The sequence below is a fragment of the Corynebacterium sp. MSK032 genome, assembly GCF_030232065.1.
GTDB lineage: Bacteria > Actinomycetota > Actinomycetes > Mycobacteriales > Mycobacteriaceae > Corynebacterium > Corynebacterium jeikeium_D.
The window spans coordinates 232,714-247,807 of the sequence record NZ_JASPJR010000002.1 but is presented as its reverse complement, the minus strand read 5'-3'; the positions used below and the strand labels follow the sequence as shown (position 1 = coordinate 247,807).

The window sequence follows — 15,094 nt, the reverse complement described above, 5'->3', positions numbered from 1 at the left end:
GAGCTATTCTTTGGTGATTTGTGGTGTGTGGTCTGGGGTTATGGTGGCATGCGGACACACTTTTCTTTACTTAACCCTAAATCACATCTGGGGGATTAAGGACAACTTGAGGGTTGCCAGCAGCCGTCTCGGAAATAACAATCATAAACACGTGCAACGCAAACCTCAGAAGTGTTGTTTTACCGCAGTGCTTTTTCTGCAGTGTGGCAAGTGTCGTTGGATGAGTTCGTAGGGGAAGACGAATCTCGTCTTACACCAATTGACCGCAACTTTTCCGAGGACCTTCGTCTATGCGCACCCAACTTTCAGGCGTCCTGTGGATTCACAGCATGCCAGGGCCGCTGCAACCACACATCACGTGGGCGCTGGCCCGACTCAGCATGCCCGATGGCACTAAGCCAGGCCGGGATATTTGGCGTGCGACCGACCAGGATGCCACTTTGTGCGCCGAGGTGCCTTTCACTGCAAGTGCTGACACCATCGCCACACTGGTGGACAACCTGGCTAGGTGGCCGCGCCTCTATTTCGAGCTGGCGCAAGACCCAGCCGTGGATGATGACGGCTACGCCATCGATGGCATGCGCTACTGTCATACCCCGCAGCTGGGGACTTTCGCCGGACAGACCGATGCCGCCGGAAACATCGTGGTCAACGAAGATGCGCTGCGTTCCATCATGGCACGCGGCGGCGACATCGAAGGAACCCTCGACGCGGCCATCGGCGGGCCGTGGGACCGCGTGCTAGAGCCGATGCGCATGATGACGGCAGGCTACGCCCCCGAAGAGTGCTTTACGACGTCCACCCCTGCCGGACCCGACAGTGCCAGCGGCAACTCGACCGCTGGCAACGCAGACCTCGGTGGGGTAGAGGCAGCTAACGTGCTGCAGCTCTACCCGCGCCGGGCGGCGATGTAGTCAACTACATCGCCAAGGGTCTTAAACGAGGAAATGTCCTCGTCCTCAATGCGGACTCCCAGCTCTTCCTCACAGCGGACAGCCAACTCTACGACGCTCAAGCGGTCAAAGCCGTAGTCGGTCAGCGAAGTGGAGAGCTCTAGGGACTCCACCTCGTCGTTAGCCATCTTTTTGACGATTGCCGCGACCTCGCCGTGAAGACCTGCGGGCAGGTCAGCGTCGGCGGAACCCTTCTTCGAGCCCGCGTTCGCTGCATTGAGAGAGGCATCGTCAGCGTCACCGGCTCCGGTGACCTGTGTGCCCAATAGGGCGCTGAGCTGATCTCCAAGGCTAGAGGTCATTATTCAGCGTCCTGAGTGGTTGCGGTTGGATCGGTAATCTGCAGCTCTTCGGCTGCTTCCTGGGCGACACTCTTGTCGAGCTTGCCAGCGCGTGCCAGTGCGGCCAGGGCCGCAACAGCGACTGACTCGCCGTCGGAGTTGAAGTAGCGGCGAGCGGCCGGACGGGTATCCGAGAAGCCGTAGCCGTCGGTGCCGAGGACAGTGTAGTCACCCGGAACCCACTTGCGAATCTGCTCCGGGACCGCACGCTGGAAATCAGTCACCGCGATGAACGGCCCATCGGTGTCGGACAGCTGGCGGGTAACGAAGGCGTCCTCGACCTCTTCAGCCGGGTTGTGCAGACGCTCAGTGTCACGCTCGTGTCCATCGCGAGCCAGCTCATTCCACGAAGTCACCGAGTAAATCGAGGAAGCCACACCGTAGTCTTCCAGGATGTCCGCGGCGCGCAGCGCCTCCTGCATGCCAATGCCGGAAGCCAGCAGGTTGACATGCTTGTCGCCCTCAGCCTTGCGGAAGCGGTAGATACCGCCAAGCAGCCCTTCGACATCGAGGTCTTCCGGGACAGCCGGCTGCGAAGTCGGCTCATTGTAGATAGTCAGGTAGTAAATGACATCTTCGCCGCGCTCCGGACCATACATGCGGTCGATACCGTCGCAGACGATGTAAGCAATCTCGTAGCCGAATGCTGGGTCGTAGGAGACCACGGACGGGTTCGTAGCTGCCAGCAGCTGGGAGTGACCGTCCATGTGCTGCAGGCCTTCACCTGTCAGCGTCGTGCGACCGGCGGTGGCGCCGAGTAGGAAGCCGCGGGACATTTGGTCACCGGCAGCCCAGATGGAGTCAGCCGTGCGCTGGAAACCGAACATCGAGTAGAAGATGTAGAGCGGAATCATGGCCACGCCATGGGTGGCGTACGCCGAGCCGACAGCGGTAAACGACCCCACAGAGCCCGCCTCGGAAATGCCCTCGTGCAGAATCTGGCCGTCCTTCGCTTCCTTGTAGGACAGCATCAGTTCATGGTCGACCGGAGTGTAGTTCTGGCCGTGCGGGTTGTAGATCTTCAGCGTCGGGAACCAGGAGTCCATGCCGAAGGTGCGGGCCTCATCAGGGATGATAGGCACGAAGCGGTCCTTGAGATCCTTATCGCGCATCAGGTCCCTGAAAACACGCACCGTCGCCATAGTGGTGGCAACCTTTTGCTTACCTGATCCCTTGAGGAGGTTTTTCAGGGTTTCCGGCTTTGGCGTTGTCAGTGGTTCGTAGCTAGTGCGACGCTCCGGCACGAAACCGCCGAGTTCTTTGCGACGCTCCAGCATGTACTGCACTTCCTCGGACTCCGGGCCCGGGTTGTAGTACGGCGGCAGGTAGGGATCCTTCTCCAGCTCCTCGTCGGAGATCGGAATGCGCTGGTTATCACGGAAAAGCTTCAGATCATCGAGCGTCAGCTTCTTCATCTGGTGGGTCGCGTTGCGGCCCTCGAAGTTATGGCCGAGGCCATAGCCCTTAACCGTGTGCGCCAGAATGACGGTCGGCTGATCCTTGGTCTCCAAGGCTTTCTTGTAGGCAGCGTAAATCTTGCGGTAGTCGTGGCCACCGCGACGGAGGTTCCAAATCTCCTCGTCGGTCATGTCCTCGACCAGCTTGGCAGTGCGCGGGTCACGGCCGAAGAAGTGCTCGCGCACCCAAGCGCCGTTGTTAGCCTTCAGCGTCTGGTAGTCGCCATCGCAGAACTTATTCATCAGGTCGACTAGTGCGCCGTCCTTGTCCTTAGCGAAGAGCTCGTCCCACTCGCGGCCCCAAACGACCTTGATGACATTCCAACCAGCGCCGCGGAAGAACGACTCCAGTTCCTGGATGATGCTGGTGTTGCCGCGCACCGGACCGTCGAGGCGTTGCAGGTTACAGTTAATGACGAATGTCAGGTTATCCAGGTTGTTCAGCGCCGCATGCTGAATGGCGCCACGAGATTCCGGCTCATCCATTTCGCCGTCACCGAGGAAGGCCCAAACGTGCTGCTGGGAGGTGTCCTTGATGCCGCGGTCATGCAGGTAGCGGTTGAAGCGTGCCTGGTAGATGGCGTTGAGCGGACCAAGGCCCATGGACACCGTCGGGAACTCCCAGAATTCTGGCATGCCATGCGGGTGCGGGTAGGAGGGAAGGCCATTGCCCTCGCCGAGGGAGACTTCCTGACGGAAACCGTCGAGGTCCTCTTCGGTCAGACGCCCCTCTAGGAATGCGCGGGCGTACATACCCGGCGAAGCGTGGCCCTGGAAGAAGACGTGGTCACCGCCGCCTGGGTGGTCTTTGCCGCGGAAGAAGTGGTTAAAGCCGACCTCGTAAAGCGGTGCGGCGCCCGCATAGGTAGAGATATGTCCGCCCACGCCGATACCCGGACGCTGTGCGCGATGGACCATAATTGCCGCATTCCAGCGAATCCACTTGCGGTAGCGGCGCTCAATGTCCTCATCGCCTGGGAATTCTGGCTCCATCTCAGTTGGGATGGTGTTGACGAGGTCTGTCGAGGTCAGCGGCGGTAGAGCCACGCGCTTTGCCGTGGCACGTTCCAGCAGGCGCAGCATGAGGAAACGTGCGCGCTCCGGACCTGCCTCTTCTAACAGGCCGTCGAGAGACTCAAGCCACTCCTTGGTCTCTTCAGGATCTGCATCCGTGAGATAGGAGGCGACCCCATCACGGATAAGGGCAAAGTTTGACTCATCAGAGTGGGCTTGTGGCGTGCCTGACGATGTATCGGACATTGTGAGCTCCTTTCAGTCCCTGAAGGAAAGGCAAAGGTTATTTTTCTCCACTCTACGTCTGAATCGTTTGTTGTGCCCCTAGCCGTTTCTTGCACACGCTTTCACCGAACAATCCGCTCCGCTTTACGACGAACATTGCGAAAACTGCACCTTTTTGGGGAAATTCTTATTTTGCAGCTGTGAAAAATGTATTTGAGCGGTAAAATTTCCCCACATAGCTCGAAAAATCGAGCTGGATATTTTTTCTAGAGGAGGAAAAGGGAAGTGGTCAACGCCACAGGCGCTGCTCATGAATATGCGAGCAGGCTCGGCATCAAGGAAGGTCAGCTAGTCCAGGAGGTTGGCTGGGATACGGACTGTGACTCAGCAATCAGTGAGTCGGTCGAGAATTTCCTGGATGCAGACCTGCTCGACGAAGACACGGATGAGGTTGTCGACGTCGTATTGCTGTGGTGGCGTGAAGAAGACGGCGACTTGGTCGATGGTCTTGTGGATGCTTCCCGCCCTTTGGAGGATGAAGGCCGCGTTTGGTTGCTCACGCCGGGTGCTGGTCAGCCGGGTGCCATTGATCCTGGCGTGATTGATGAGTCCGCACAGCTGGCAGGTTTCTCCAACACCTCGGCGCTTCGTCTGGGGGATTGGCAGGGCAATTGCCTGGTGCAGCGCTCTAGCTAGCCGGCTTTCGCTGTCCCGTTTGAATCGGCTACTAGCCGAGCTATTGAAATAATCTGCATAAACGCTGTGTGTAGTGCGCAATTGGCAATCTATGTTTGCCGTGTGTTAAAGTTTCGCAGCAGCGCGGCGATAGCTCAGCGGTAGAGCTCTGGTTTTACACACCAGCGGTCGGGGGTTCGAAACCCTCTCGCCGCACAGACATAATCCGCCCGGATTCTTGTAATGGAGAATCCGGGCGGATTTTTGTTTGTGCTAAACTCCCGGTCTGTGCGTTTTACAAAATCGCTTGCCACCATTGTTTTTGTCGGATCTCTGCTCGCGGGCGTTCCTGTCTACGCAATCGGCGGAGATGGTAAACCGATGATCGACGCGGCCACCGGTAAAGCAATGGTCAAGGCTGCAAATGCGGGCGAGCCGCTCGATGTCGTAGCCGTTCTACAGGGACAGTTTGATTAGATTGCGTACACATGCCAGGAGCCGACAACTCTGGCGGCGCGGTGCAGCTATCGCTGTGGGGTATGCACTTGACCGCATTTTCGCAGATCCCACCAATCACCATCCGGTGGCCCTCTACGGGCAGGCTGTCAGCAAGCTTGAGCGCCGAATCTACGCCGACTCCAAAGGGTGCGGTGTAGCTTTCACCACCATCGCAGTGGCCACACCGGTAGCGCTAACCGCTGCGGCCAGCACAGTCGCTCCGAGCCTCACGCTGGCTGCTGTCACGTGGGTGTCGCTTGGCGGCACCACTCTTCGCCGCACTGGTGAACGCATGGCCGACCGACTCACCTCCGGTGACATCGATGCCGCTCGTGCGCTAGTGCCGTGGCTGTGCTCGCGTGATCCGAAAGCTCTCGACGCTGATGGCATCGCCCGAGCCACCGTCGAATCGCTCGCCGAGAATACCTCCGACGCCGTCACCGGCACTCTCATGTGGGGTGCCATTGCAGGAGCTCCTGGTGTGGTCGCTCATCGAGCGGCCAATACCCTCGACGCGATGGTGGGGTACCGCAACGCTCGCTATCGCCAGTTCGGGTGGGCTAGTGCACGGCTTGACGACGTCGCCGGGTTCCTCCCCGCGAGACTTACAGCTATCGCAACTGTGGTTGCAGGTCCGGACCGTCGTCAAGCATTGGCAGCGTGGCGACGAGACGCCAGCAACCACCCAAGTCCGAACGCAGGCGTCGTGGAGGCAAGCGCTGCAGGCGCGCTGGGGCTGCAGCTGGGCGGCGCGACGGTGTATCCCAGTGGAGTGGAGATGCGCCCGGTACTCGGCAGTGGTCGGAGACCTGCGGTGGCAGATGTTCGGCGTGCGGCTGAGCTGAGCAAGCGAGTACAAAATATTGTTGCGCTCAGCTGCGCCGGAGCAGCAGTAATCGCCGGATGTATCCGGCGCGTGAAAGCGCGAGCTGAGAGTTAGAAACGCTCGTCGTATCGGTTGTCGCGGTAACCTGCGGCGCGGTGGCCAGTGTTGCCGTAGCGTTGCGCCATGCGCTGGCGGTGCAGCTCGGCGGCGCGATCCTCTTCGGACTTAGCCTGCGGAGGAGTGGGAGTGGTGGCATCGTCCGATTCGGGTGTTGCGTCCTCGGAGTCATCAGCGTCATCTACTGGTTCCGCGGCTTCGGCATCGCGGAGGTTCTTAGCCATCTCCTCTTGCTCCGCGCGGTCTCGTCTGCGCTCGACGATTTCAGCGCGAATGAACCAGACGACGGCCAGTGGCACGAGAGCGCCGAAGAAAATCCACTGAATGCCGTAGGAGAGGTAGGGGCCGGACTCCAGAGTCGGCAGTGGAATGGCCTCGATGACGGCATCAGATTTGTCCGAGAGCTGAAGCCAATCGGGGTTGAGTTCGGTGTCGACTAGCTCGGACACTTCCTTGGTATTGATTCCGTAGACCTGCGGCGGGGTGCCGGGGATTGGGGCGGTCTCAGCGGGAATCTCGTTTCGGCGGGTAAAGGCCGAGATAGTCAAGGTGCCCTTCGGTGCTGGCTCAACATTGGGGGTGCTGGAGTCTGTCGGGCGTACAAAGCCGCGGTTGACCAGGTAGTTTTCGCCATTGTTAGCGACGAAGACATCAAGTACCTGGACGGCGGGGGCTCCATTGACCGGGCGGTTACGCAATAGCACACGGGTATCCGGCAGGAAGGACCCGGTGGCGGTAACGCGACGCCATTCGTTGCCCTCGACGAACCCTTTGCCCTTGGGCATTAGCTCATTGACATCTACGGGGTCGAGCTCGAATGAGTGCTCAAGCTGCTGATTGCGATGCTGCGTCGCGGTGTTCTTACCCAACTGCCACGGAGCCAGAACAGTAAATGCGAGATAGGAAAACGCAATGGCGACAATGGCAGTGAGAACCCATCCAGGGGTCAGAAACTGGCGCACATTCTTAAACACATTCATTGAGCTTACCCGGTGGTGTGGATGGCACTAGAGCGGCTGGTGATTGGTGGTGCGGAGATTGAGTGAACTTCGGGTAAAGTTATTTGAGCGTATTTGACGGGGAATCTACCCGGGGATAGATGGAAAGAGAGGTGTCGTGGTGGGCACGCAAACAGCGAAATCCTCGCCTTCACGCCGCTTCAGCACAGTCTCGCGCCAGTTCATCAAGTTCGGTCTGGTCGGCGGCACAGGTGTGGTTGTCAACCTGATTGTCGTGATTATTGCCCGCAAGTTGGGTCTCAGTCTGGGCACCAATGAGCACGACGTGTTTATGAACTTGTTCGGAACGCGGTGGAATATCCGTTACTCCCACGTCTATGCAACTCTGGCGTTTGTCGTGGCTAACATCTGGAACTTCCAGCTCAACCGGTCCTGGACTTTCCGAACTGACAATCGCCCGAACTGGTTTAGGCAGTTCTTCCCATTTTTATTTGCAGGTATCTCAGCGCTGATTGTGAACCTGGTAGTCATCACGCTGCTGACTAACCCCACCTCGCCGCTGGCACTGCCGGTGGATATTTTCGACGACTCCACCGGCTTTAGAAACCGCCTCTACTGGGCAAACCTTATCGGCGTTATTTTGGGCACGCCCGCTAACTTCATCTTGAATAAGATTTGGGCGTTTCGAAACCGGGGCAATGCCAGCAAAACAAAAGAAAAGGTTGTTTTGAAACCTTAGCGCTCAGAGGCCAGCGCCAGAGTCTCACGCAACCATGCGATGATTCCCGGCGTCGCGGCCTCAATTTCGTTTCGAGTGCGGACGAATCCCTCCGGACCTCCGTAGTAAGGATCGGCCACGACGGCCCCCTTCGGGGATGCCGGGTCGAAGGAGCGCATCAGGCGAATCTTCTCTTTTGGCACGCCAGCGTGGAGTAGACCATTGATGTGCGATTCATCCATGGCGATGAAAAGCGTTGCATCCATGTGCTCATCGCCCAGCTGTGCCGCGGTGTGGTTCGGATCGTAGCCAGCATGTTCCAGCTCGGCTTGTGCCCGCTCGTCGGCGGGTTCGCCGACATGCCAGCCGCCGATTCCGCAGGAGGCGAGCAGGACATCGTCGGCAAGCGCATTGGCTTCAACTGCGTCACGGACGATGATTTCAGCCATGGGGGAGCGGCAGATATTTCCGGAGCAGACAAACACGACGTACACGGACTCAGTACGATGCGACGAGTTCATAAGCATAATAGGCAAAACCAAACTTCTCGGAAAATAAAAATAGGATTGTCACTAATCGTTGACGAGTCTTAAAGATACAACATTTCCCGCACAACACGATTCAGGTCCCCAGGCGACGACGCCACCGCCGCTGCCGATGCCCACTCAGATTCCGAGCCGTAGCCCCATTTAACAGCGATGGCGGGGATGCCGAACTGTGCGGCGCCCTCAAAATCATGGATGCGATCGCCAACCATTACGACCGAACCGTGCGGACGCACTGCTTCATCGGTTTCAATGCCCAACTCCTTGAGCGTGTACTCAATGACCTCAGTCTTTGTCTGTCGTGAGCCGTCGTCGCTGGCGGCGCCGATGAAGTCAAGGGCGTCGAGAACTCCGAAATTGTCCAAGGTTTTACGGGCGAAGTACTCGCCCTTGGACGTCGCAGTGGCTAGTTGGACACCAGCTGCCCGCCAATCGCGCAGGAGCTCCGGCCAGCCGGGGAACATCTCGGCACGCTGCCAAGCACCGGCGTGTTGATGCTCCATGTACACAGCGAAGGCTCGGTCGACTTGTTCGTCGGAAAGTCCGAGGGATGCGAGTGTCTCCACCATTGGCGGGCCTGGGATCGTGTTGATAAAGCTCTCGGGCGGAAGTGGGTGGTCAATTGCCTCCAACGCAAGGCGGAATCCATGTGCGATTGCGGGGAGAGAATCGGCGATGGTGCCGTCGACATCAATAAGGACAGTGGGACGATGGCCAGTGGACATATTGTTCATCCTAAAAGGTCATTAGGCTGGATGGCATGTTAGACGACCCGCTGCGCTATCACGGCGATCAGGCCGCCCATGGCGCTGACCTGGACTTTGCCGTCAATGTTCACGGCACCACACCGCAGTGGCTGCAGGACTCGCTTGCCACGTCCCTTGGAGAACTTGCCGCGTATCCGTCTGCGCAGCTCGATGCCGACGTCCGCGCCGCCATCGCCGCCAATCACAATCGCAGCGCCGACGAGGTTCTGCTTCTTCACGGCGTCGCCGAGGGCTTTTCGCTCTTGCCGCACCTGGGCTTGCCCGCCACCATCGTCCAGCCGCAGTTCACCGAACCTGAAGCCGCGTTCCGCGCCGCGGGAGTCGGGGTGGATTCGCTGGTACTACCGTCGCCGTACACGCTCACGCCTACGCTTGCCGACGTCCACGAGAACGCCTCCTCCCCGCATTCCCAGCAGCTTGACGGTCGGATGGTCATCATCGGCAATCCGACTAACCCCACCGGTGTTGCTCATTCAGCGGATGACCTGCGGGGGCTCGCCAGCCGTTGTGGGATCTTGGTCGTGGATGAGGCATTTATGGACATCGCCGATGGTGAGATTATTCGGCGGTGCTCGCTAGCTGATTGCAGGCCGGGGGAAGCGAACAGTATCCCCGATAATGTCATCGTTTTCCGCAGCATGACTAAGACCTGGGCAATCGCAGGCCTGCGCTGTGGTTACGCGCTGGGAACCCCTGAGCTCCTGGCGCAGTTGGGGCGACTGCGTCCGCACTGGCCACTGGGCACGCTGCAACTTACCGCTATGGCGGCAATCGCGCGTCGCGAGGCAGAGCTGTTGCCACAAATCCGCGCTGAGATTGGTCAGCAGCGCGAGGCTATGACACAGCTGTTAGTAGCCGCCGGCTGGCAGGTGTTGGATTCCAAGGCTCCCTTTGTGCTGGCACGCCCGGGGGTTGCCCTGAGCACGCATGATGGTCCGGGCGCTGCGGAGGTTGACGTCGTCAAGCACGAGCGCCTGAGACAGCGGCTCGCTGCGCGCGGAGTAGCCGTGCGGCGTTGCGACACCTTCGCCGGTTTGGACGGTTCGTGGTGGCGGCTGGCTGTGCGGGACGAGACGAGTGTGCGGCGGCTTATTGCGGAAGTAGCGGATTTGCTGTCGCAGAACTGATGGGGCGGGGCAGAGTTCACTACGCTGGAAGAGAAGCTGGAGAGAAATGCATGTTGAAGGGATGGATGTATGACGGACTCTGCGCAGACCCGTGCCGAGGGCAATAACACGGTGGTGACCGTTGCCGACGTGCGTGCGGCGATGGACGCGGCCTACCCGCCGGCACTGGCGGAGAGCTGGGATAAAGTTGGCCTGATCTGCGGTGACCCGCAGGATGAGGTGCGTCGCATCGCGTTGGCGCTGGACTGCACTGACGAGGTTGCAGATCGCGCGATTGCCTCCGGTGCTCAGATGCTCGTTGTGCACCATCCGCTGCTTCTGCGTGGTGTGAATTCCGTGGCGGCGGATACACCGAAGGGTCGGATTATTCATAAGCTGATTCGGGCAGGTGTGGCTCTCTTTGCAGCGCACACCAACGCTGACAGCGCCCGACCGGGTGTCAACGACCAGTTGGCCACGGTTCTCGGAGTTGAACCGGGTGCGCCGCTAGCTCCGCAGCCGGCTCCCGGCTTGGATACCTGGACAGTGAAGGTTCCGGCAGATCACGTCGATAAGGTCGCGCAAGCCATGTTTGAGGCGGGCGCGGGCACTATCGGCGACTACGACAGCTGTGCGTTTCGCATTAACGGCCGCGGCCAGTTCCGCCCGCTGAGCGGGGCGAATCCCTTCATCGGTGCCGAGGGGCAGATTGAGTATGTCGAGGAAGTACGCCTGGAGATGGTCGCGCCACGGTCCGTGCGCGCGGCGATTGTCAAGGCTCTCGTTGCAGCGCATCCGTATGAGGAGCCTGCCTTCGACATCGTGGACAATCAGGCCACCGGCTTGGATCCGCAGCAGGCTGTGGGCATTGGGCGAGTGGGCACGCTGGATACGCCGATGCCATTTAAGGAATTCGTCGCCCGTGTGGCTGAGCGCCTGCCCGCAACGGCATGGGGCGTGCGAGGCGCAGGCGATCCGGAGCGGATGATTCGCACGGTTGCCGTCGCATCTGGTTCAGGTGACTCTTTCCTGGACACTGTGGCAAAGATGGGCGTCGATGCGTTCGTTACCTCTGACCTGCGGCATCATCCTGTCGATGAGACACTGCGAACCGCGGACTTCTGCGTGGTGGACACGGCTCACTGGGCCAGCGAGTTCCCCTGGTGCTACCAGGCCGCAGAGATCCTGGCCGAGAGGCTCGGGGTCGCGACCGAGGTCCTTGAGGTGCGCACCGATCCCTGGACAGTGGCAGAATCGTCGACACAGGCAAGGAAGTGAAGACCATGAGGCTTAGTCCACAAATCCAAGTTGCGATGTTGGAAAAGGCGGAAAACCAAACTCTGTTGGATGGGCTCACCGCCCGCCAGAACGTTCTGCCCGAGCGTGCCGAGTTGCAGGAGCTGCGCAAAAAGCACAGCCGTCAGGCCAGTGAGGCAGCGCGCTCCAAGCTCAGCGCCTCCGATATCGGCCGCGATATTGCCAAGCTGGAATCGGACATCAACAAGCTGAAAGCCCGCGAAAAGGCTGATCGTCTGTCGCTCGGTGCCGCAGAAGACGCATCCACGCGCCGTGACCTCGAGCATGACCTGCGCTCCACCAAGCGCCGCCGCGAACGCGCTGAACAGGAACTCCAGCAGTACGAGCGCATGCAGGAGGCCTATCAGGTCGACGCTGAGCACGAATACGACGCCGACGAGGCGCACGATGACATCGTCGCCGCCAAGCAAAGGCTTAACGACGCCGAGGTTGACCTCATTGCGCGCATTTCCATCGCAGAGACCCGAATCGAAGAGGCTGACAAACTCATTGATGGTTCGGCAGCCAAGCTTTACCGTCGTCTAGCGCTTGCTAATGGGATCCCCGTTGCCCGCTTAAACGGACGCACCTGCGGTTCCTGCTTCATGGAGCTCGATGTAGGAACCGTGCATGAATTCACCACGCTTGCGCCGGAAGAAGTGACGTTTTGTCCTGAATGTGGCGCGATGATTGTGCGTGCGGAAACGCTGGGAGCGGTGAAAGGCGCGTAAATGAGCCAGGCTGCAGACAAGCGCGATAGCGCGCCGGGCTGGACGGGTGCGACTACGGATCCCACGCGGTTGGTGCTGCTGCGCCATGGGCAGTCGCCAATGTCGATTCGCCGGGAGTACTCGGGAAGTCGTTCGAACCCCGACCTGACAGAGGTGGGCAGACAGCAAGCGGAAGCGGCAGCACGTCACCTGGCGACGTTGGTCGATAGCGGCAACATGAGTTTCTCGGCGATTGTGGCCTCTCCACAGCGTCGTGCACAGCAGACAGCAGAGGCGGCAGCCAAAGCGCTCGGGCTGGACATCCACGTTGAAGAGGATCTGCGCGAGACCGACTTTGGGCAGTGGGAGGGCATGACTTTCTCCGAGGCTCACAACGCCACCCCTGAGCTGCACAGTTCCTGGCTTGCGGATCCGGCCGTGGCGCCACCGGAGGGGGAGGATTTCCGCACGGTCGATAGCCGAGTGAGCGCCGCGCGTGAGCGCATCGCTCAACAATTCGGTGCCTCGGATGTGCTGGTAGTCAGCCATGTCACACCAATCAAGTCGCTGCTGCGCCAGGGGCTCGGCTGCGGCTTTGAAATCTTCACTCGCCTGCACTTGGACCTGGCCAGCCTCTCCATCGCGGAGTTCTACGCAGATGGGCCGACATCAGTGCGGCTGATTAACGACACCAGCTACCTGCGTGGTTAGCAGCCGAGCACGGCGGGTTATTTGAATTGCGGTTGTGGCGGGTACACTAACCATTCGAGCGAGCCGGCCGGGTGATCGCGGCAGTTAACGGAACCGGACGCCTCTTTTACAGAGTGTGTCCAGGCCGCTGTCGAGGAAAGTCCGGACTCCACTGGGCATGGTGGTTGCTAACAGCAACCCAGGGTGACCTGCGGGAATAGTGCCACAGAAAATAGACCGCCGGGCGCACAGCCGATGTCTTTGACGTAAAGCTGTGGAGATCCGGTGAGGGTGAAAAGGTGCGGTAAGAGCGCACCAGCGGGGCAAGTGATTGCACCGGCTAGGTAAACCCCACCAGGAGCAAGGCAAAATCGCGCATGCTTCGTCGTGCGCGTGCGCGAGTGTTTGAGGGCTGCCCGTCCGATACTCGCGGGTGTGCTGCTTCAGGCTGTCAGCAATGGCAGACCGAGATGGATGATCGCCACCCGGCGCTTTCCGAAAGGAGCGCCGAGGGACAGAATCCGGCTCATAGGCCGACTCGTTCACACAAGCTTTATTACTCGACCACCGCGCCGGCCGCAGTGTTCTCCACACGGATGGTCTCGGAACCGCCGTCGTTAAGCGCGGAGGCAATCCGATCGGCGTCGTCGACGTGGGACCACATCACCAGCGACGCACCCGGGCATGGCGCACAACGGGCAATCTTCTCGCAGTCAATGGTGTCGGTCAGCTCGGCAATCTGCCCCAGCACAGAGCTTGCCGACGGCGCGGAGCCACGCTCACTGACATCGCGCGAAACCCCTGCGATGGCTGCTTGAATATCGCTGTGACGGATGTGGCCGATGACTGCGCGGGCGCGGTCGGAGGATGCGTCGGCTTCGTCAAGCCACTGAATGGCACGGCCGATGGTGGGGATGTCTTCGTCGTCCGGGTGCACCTCGTGACGAGCACGCACCCAGTCCGCGACCCGCTCCTGTGAGTCGGGGAGGCTAGCGAGAGTCGGCACGCCAAAAGCGGCGCAGGCTTGCTGGAAGAACTCGTAGCGCTCCTCGTCGGGCGAACCGCCGGTGACATCGGGGGAGTAAGCGACAGTCAGCGCCAACGACTGCGGGAACGCCGTCTGCGTGACTGCCTCATCCGAGTGGTTGATGCACAGCAGGCTGTCCGGGCGGCTGCGCAGTGCCGTGGTGTAGGGGTACAGCGGCCACGATTGCCCCTTAATCTGCACCATGGTCTCGTGGATAGCGGTGGCAATACGCGTGCGGGTGGGCACATCATCGCGGTCGCCAAAACGCGCATTGAGAGCCAGCGCGAGAGCACACTGAATTGCCGGAACTTCTCCAAAACCGCGACCTGGCGCGATAGTGGAGGCAATGGTGACCTTCAGGCCGTTGCTGTTGCGCGGAACGAGATGCAGCGAGTGCTGCAATGCGACGATGGCAGCCGCGACAGCGGTCGGCACCTGAGAAAAAGCGGCGGGGACGCTATCCGGGAAATCCATCTTGGTAGTTTCGCGCTTGTACACGACAACGAGCTGCTGCTCGTCGATTTCCTCGATACCGACCGCAGCATAGGCCGGAATGGCGGTGGCTAGGAGCATGCCGCCGGAGGACGCGCAGTCCTCACCCAACAGGTTGATGGAACCCGGGGCGTATGCAACTGAAGCATTAGAACCGACGGCATCGAAGACGTCGTTTACGACAGCGGGTGCGGCGGGCATGGGTGAAACCTCTCCAGAGATCGGACTCATAGTGCTGGTGTGCAGTGTTCGCGTTCAACGCTTGTGTTCTAAGGTGAACAATTCCGTCGATAATACCCGGGTCGGGGGACAGTGACAAACCTATATACTGGGATTTTATGTCGCCGCAGCGCACATGGCAGGTAAATGGTTGTCTCTCTGCAAGTTTGCTTATGTGTGGAGTTGGCGGTGGCAGAACCGCTTGATAACTCGACAAGTTCTCGATGTGGAAGAGGAGAAAAATCGTGAGCGACAACAGCAGTAAGTGGTACTACCAGCCGTCGACGGGCACGGTGTTTCAGGGAAAGAAAACCGGTTGGGACGACCGAATGGGCCCCTACGATTCCGAAGAGGAAGCCCGCGCTGCCATGGAAAAAGTCGCCGAGCGCAACAAGGCGGCCGACGACTGGGATGAAGAAGATGACGACTGGGGAGTAGCTGAAAAATAAGGCTCTACGC

General features: G+C 59.8%; 15 protein-coding genes, 1 tRNA gene, 1 other RNA gene and 1 pseudogene. 12 read left to right on the top strand and 6 right to left on the bottom strand.

Going from position 1 to position 15,094, the window contains the following annotated elements:
• Nucleotides 1-290: 290 nt before the first annotated feature.
• A complete protein-coding gene (locus QP995_RS02250; RefSeq protein ID WP_070546216.1) occupies nucleotides 291-914 on the top strand; it encodes a DUF3145 family protein in 624 nt (207 codons plus the stop codon).
• On the opposite strand, the gene QP995_RS02245 is transcribed toward QP995_RS02250, so the two are convergent.
• Nucleotides 890-1,255 carry an acyl carrier protein gene (locus tag QP995_RS02245; RefSeq protein ID WP_284852865.1) on the bottom strand — a complete coding sequence of 122 codons (366 nt, stop codon included), beginning with the start codon at nucleotides 1,253-1,255 and terminating at the stop codon, nucleotides 890-892. The genes QP995_RS02250 and QP995_RS02245 overlap by 25 nt on opposite strands.
• Nucleotides 1,255-4,011 (bottom strand): pyruvate dehydrogenase (acetyl-transferring), homodimeric type, encoded by a 2,757-nt coding sequence (gene aceE, locus QP995_RS02240; protein ID WP_150961033.1) that lies wholly within the window; start codon nucleotides 4,009-4,011, stop codon nucleotides 1,255-1,257. The genes QP995_RS02245 and aceE overlap by 1 nt, the downstream gene beginning before the upstream one ends.
• A 264-nt stretch (nucleotides 4,012-4,275) precedes the next feature.
• On the opposite strand from aceE, the gene QP995_RS02235 reads away from it, so the two are divergent.
• From QP995_RS02235 to QP995_RS02220, 4 genes are all read left to right on the top strand, one after another.
• Nucleotides 4,276-4,686: a DUF3052 domain-containing protein gene (locus QP995_RS02235; protein WP_005511050.1), complete on the top strand. Its 411-nt coding sequence runs from the start codon at nucleotides 4,276-4,278 to the stop codon at nucleotides 4,684-4,686.
• Between the two features lie 123 nt (nucleotides 4,687-4,809).
• Nucleotides 4,810-4,881 (top strand) — tRNA-Val (locus tag QP995_RS02230).
• A gap of 72 nt (nucleotides 4,882-4,953) precedes the next feature.
• Nucleotides 4,954-5,142, top strand: a complete 189-nt coding sequence (locus tag QP995_RS02225) for a hypothetical protein (RefSeq protein ID WP_150961035.1) — start codon at nucleotides 4,954-4,956, stop codon at nucleotides 5,140-5,142.
• A gap of 1 nt (nucleotide 5,143) precedes the next feature.
• Nucleotides 5,144-6,103 carry a cobalamin biosynthesis protein gene (locus tag QP995_RS02220; RefSeq protein ID WP_258225343.1) on the top strand — a complete coding sequence of 320 codons (960 nt, stop codon included), beginning with the start codon at nucleotides 5,144-5,146 and terminating at the stop codon, nucleotides 6,101-6,103.
• Here the strand turns inward: QP995_RS02220 and QP995_RS02215 are convergent.
• Nucleotides 6,100-7,086, bottom strand: coding sequence for an SURF1 family cytochrome oxidase biogenesis protein (locus tag QP995_RS02215; protein WP_049170162.1), 987 nt, complete (start codon nucleotides 7,084-7,086; stop codon nucleotides 6,100-6,102). The genes QP995_RS02220 and QP995_RS02215 overlap by 4 nt on opposite strands.
• A gap of 136 nt (nucleotides 7,087-7,222) precedes the next feature.
• On the opposite strand from QP995_RS02215, the gene QP995_RS02210 reads away from it, so the two are divergent.
• Nucleotides 7,223-7,804, top strand: coding sequence for a GtrA family protein (locus QP995_RS02210; protein WP_042388795.1), 582 nt, complete (start codon nucleotides 7,223-7,225; stop codon nucleotides 7,802-7,804).
• On the opposite strand, the gene QP995_RS02205 is transcribed toward QP995_RS02210, so the two are convergent.
• Nucleotides 7,801-8,304, bottom strand: coding sequence for a low molecular weight protein-tyrosine-phosphatase (locus QP995_RS02205; RefSeq protein ID WP_395893318.1), 504 nt, complete (start codon nucleotides 8,302-8,304; stop codon nucleotides 7,801-7,803). The two genes, QP995_RS02210 and QP995_RS02205, sit on opposite strands and share 4 nt — an antisense overlap.
• Nucleotides 8,305-8,372: 68 nt before the next feature.
• Entirely contained in the window at nucleotides 8,373-9,053 is a 681-nt protein-coding gene (locus tag QP995_RS02200; protein WP_284852864.1) for an HAD hydrolase-like protein, read from the bottom strand.
• Between the two features lie 35 nt (nucleotides 9,054-9,088).
• On the opposite strand from QP995_RS02200, the gene QP995_RS02195 reads away from it, so the two are divergent.
• The 5 genes and pseudogenes from QP995_RS02195 (at nucleotide 9,089) to rnpB (ending at nucleotide 13,442) form a co-directional block, all read left to right on the top strand.
• Nucleotides 9,089-10,222 (top strand): aminotransferase class I/II-fold pyridoxal phosphate-dependent enzyme, encoded by a 1,134-nt coding sequence (locus QP995_RS02195; RefSeq protein WP_070429149.1) that lies wholly within the window; start codon nucleotides 9,089-9,091, stop codon nucleotides 10,220-10,222.
• Between the two features lie 69 nt (nucleotides 10,223-10,291).
• The gene (locus tag QP995_RS02190) at nucleotides 10,292-11,479 is read left to right on the top strand and encodes a Nif3-like dinuclear metal center hexameric protein (RefSeq protein WP_049192886.1); all 1,188 of its coding nucleotides are present in this window, start codon (nucleotides 10,292-10,294) and stop codon (nucleotides 11,477-11,479) included.
• Between the two features lie 5 nt (nucleotides 11,480-11,484).
• Entirely contained in the window at nucleotides 11,485-12,228 is a 744-nt protein-coding gene (locus tag QP995_RS02185) for a zinc ribbon domain-containing protein (RefSeq protein ID WP_016423071.1), read from the top strand.
• A 24-nt stretch (nucleotides 12,229-12,252) separates the two neighbouring features.
• Nucleotides 12,253-12,918: pseudogene (locus QP995_RS02180) on the top strand (histidine phosphatase family protein); the annotation flags it as partial.
• A 59-nt stretch (nucleotides 12,919-12,977) separates the two neighbouring features.
• An RNA gene (rnpB, locus tag QP995_RS02175) (RNase P RNA component class A) lies at nucleotides 12,978-13,442 on the top strand.
• An 11-nt stretch (nucleotides 13,443-13,453) separates the two neighbouring features.
• On the opposite strand, the gene QP995_RS02170 is transcribed toward rnpB, so the two are convergent.
• A complete protein-coding gene (locus QP995_RS02170; RefSeq protein ID WP_070549796.1) occupies nucleotides 13,454-14,617 on the bottom strand; it encodes a galactokinase family protein in 1,164 nt (387 codons plus the stop codon).
• A gap of 263 nt (nucleotides 14,618-14,880) precedes the next feature.
• On the opposite strand from QP995_RS02170, the gene QP995_RS02165 reads away from it, so the two are divergent.
• Nucleotides 14,881-15,084, top strand: coding sequence for an SPOR domain-containing protein (locus QP995_RS02165; protein WP_016423068.1), 204 nt, complete (start codon nucleotides 14,881-14,883; stop codon nucleotides 15,082-15,084).
• Nucleotides 15,085-15,094: the final 10 nt, after the last annotated feature.

Bases quoted from the DNA above. Each gene is read 5' to 3' on its own strand.
- QP995_RS02250 (WP_070546216.1), top strand. From the start codon at position 291: ATGCGCACCCAACTTTCAGGCGTCCTGTGGATTCACAGCATGCCAGGG.
- QP995_RS02245 (WP_284852865.1), bottom strand. From the start codon at position 1,255: ATGACCTCTAGCCTTGGAGATCAGCTCAGCGCCCTATTGGGCACACAG.
- aceE (WP_150961033.1), bottom strand. From the start codon at position 4,011: ATGTCCGATACATCGTCAGGCACGCCACAAGCCCACTCTGATGAGTCA.
- QP995_RS02215 (WP_049170162.1), bottom strand. From the start codon at position 7,086: ATGAATGTGTTTAAGAATGTGCGCCAGTTTCTGACCCCTGGATGGGTT.
- QP995_RS02205 (WP_395893318.1), bottom strand. From the start codon at position 8,304: ATGAACTCGTCGCATCGTACTGAGTCCGTGTACGTCGTGTTTGTCTGC.
- QP995_RS02200 (WP_284852864.1), bottom strand. From the start codon at position 9,053: ATGTCCACTGGCCATCGTCCCACTGTCCTTATTGATGTCGACGGCACC.
- QP995_RS02195 (WP_070429149.1), top strand. From the start codon at position 9,089: ATGTTAGACGACCCGCTGCGCTATCACGGCGATCAGGCCGCCCATGGC.
- QP995_RS02190 (WP_049192886.1), top strand. From the start codon at position 10,292: ATGACGGACTCTGCGCAGACCCGTGCCGAGGGCAATAACACGGTGGTG.
- QP995_RS02185 (WP_016423071.1), top strand. From the start codon at position 11,485: ATGAGGCTTAGTCCACAAATCCAAGTTGCGATGTTGGAAAAGGCGGAA.
- QP995_RS02170 (WP_070549796.1), bottom strand. From the start codon at position 14,617: ATGCCCGCCGCACCCGCTGTCGTAAACGACGTCTTCGATGCCGTCGGT.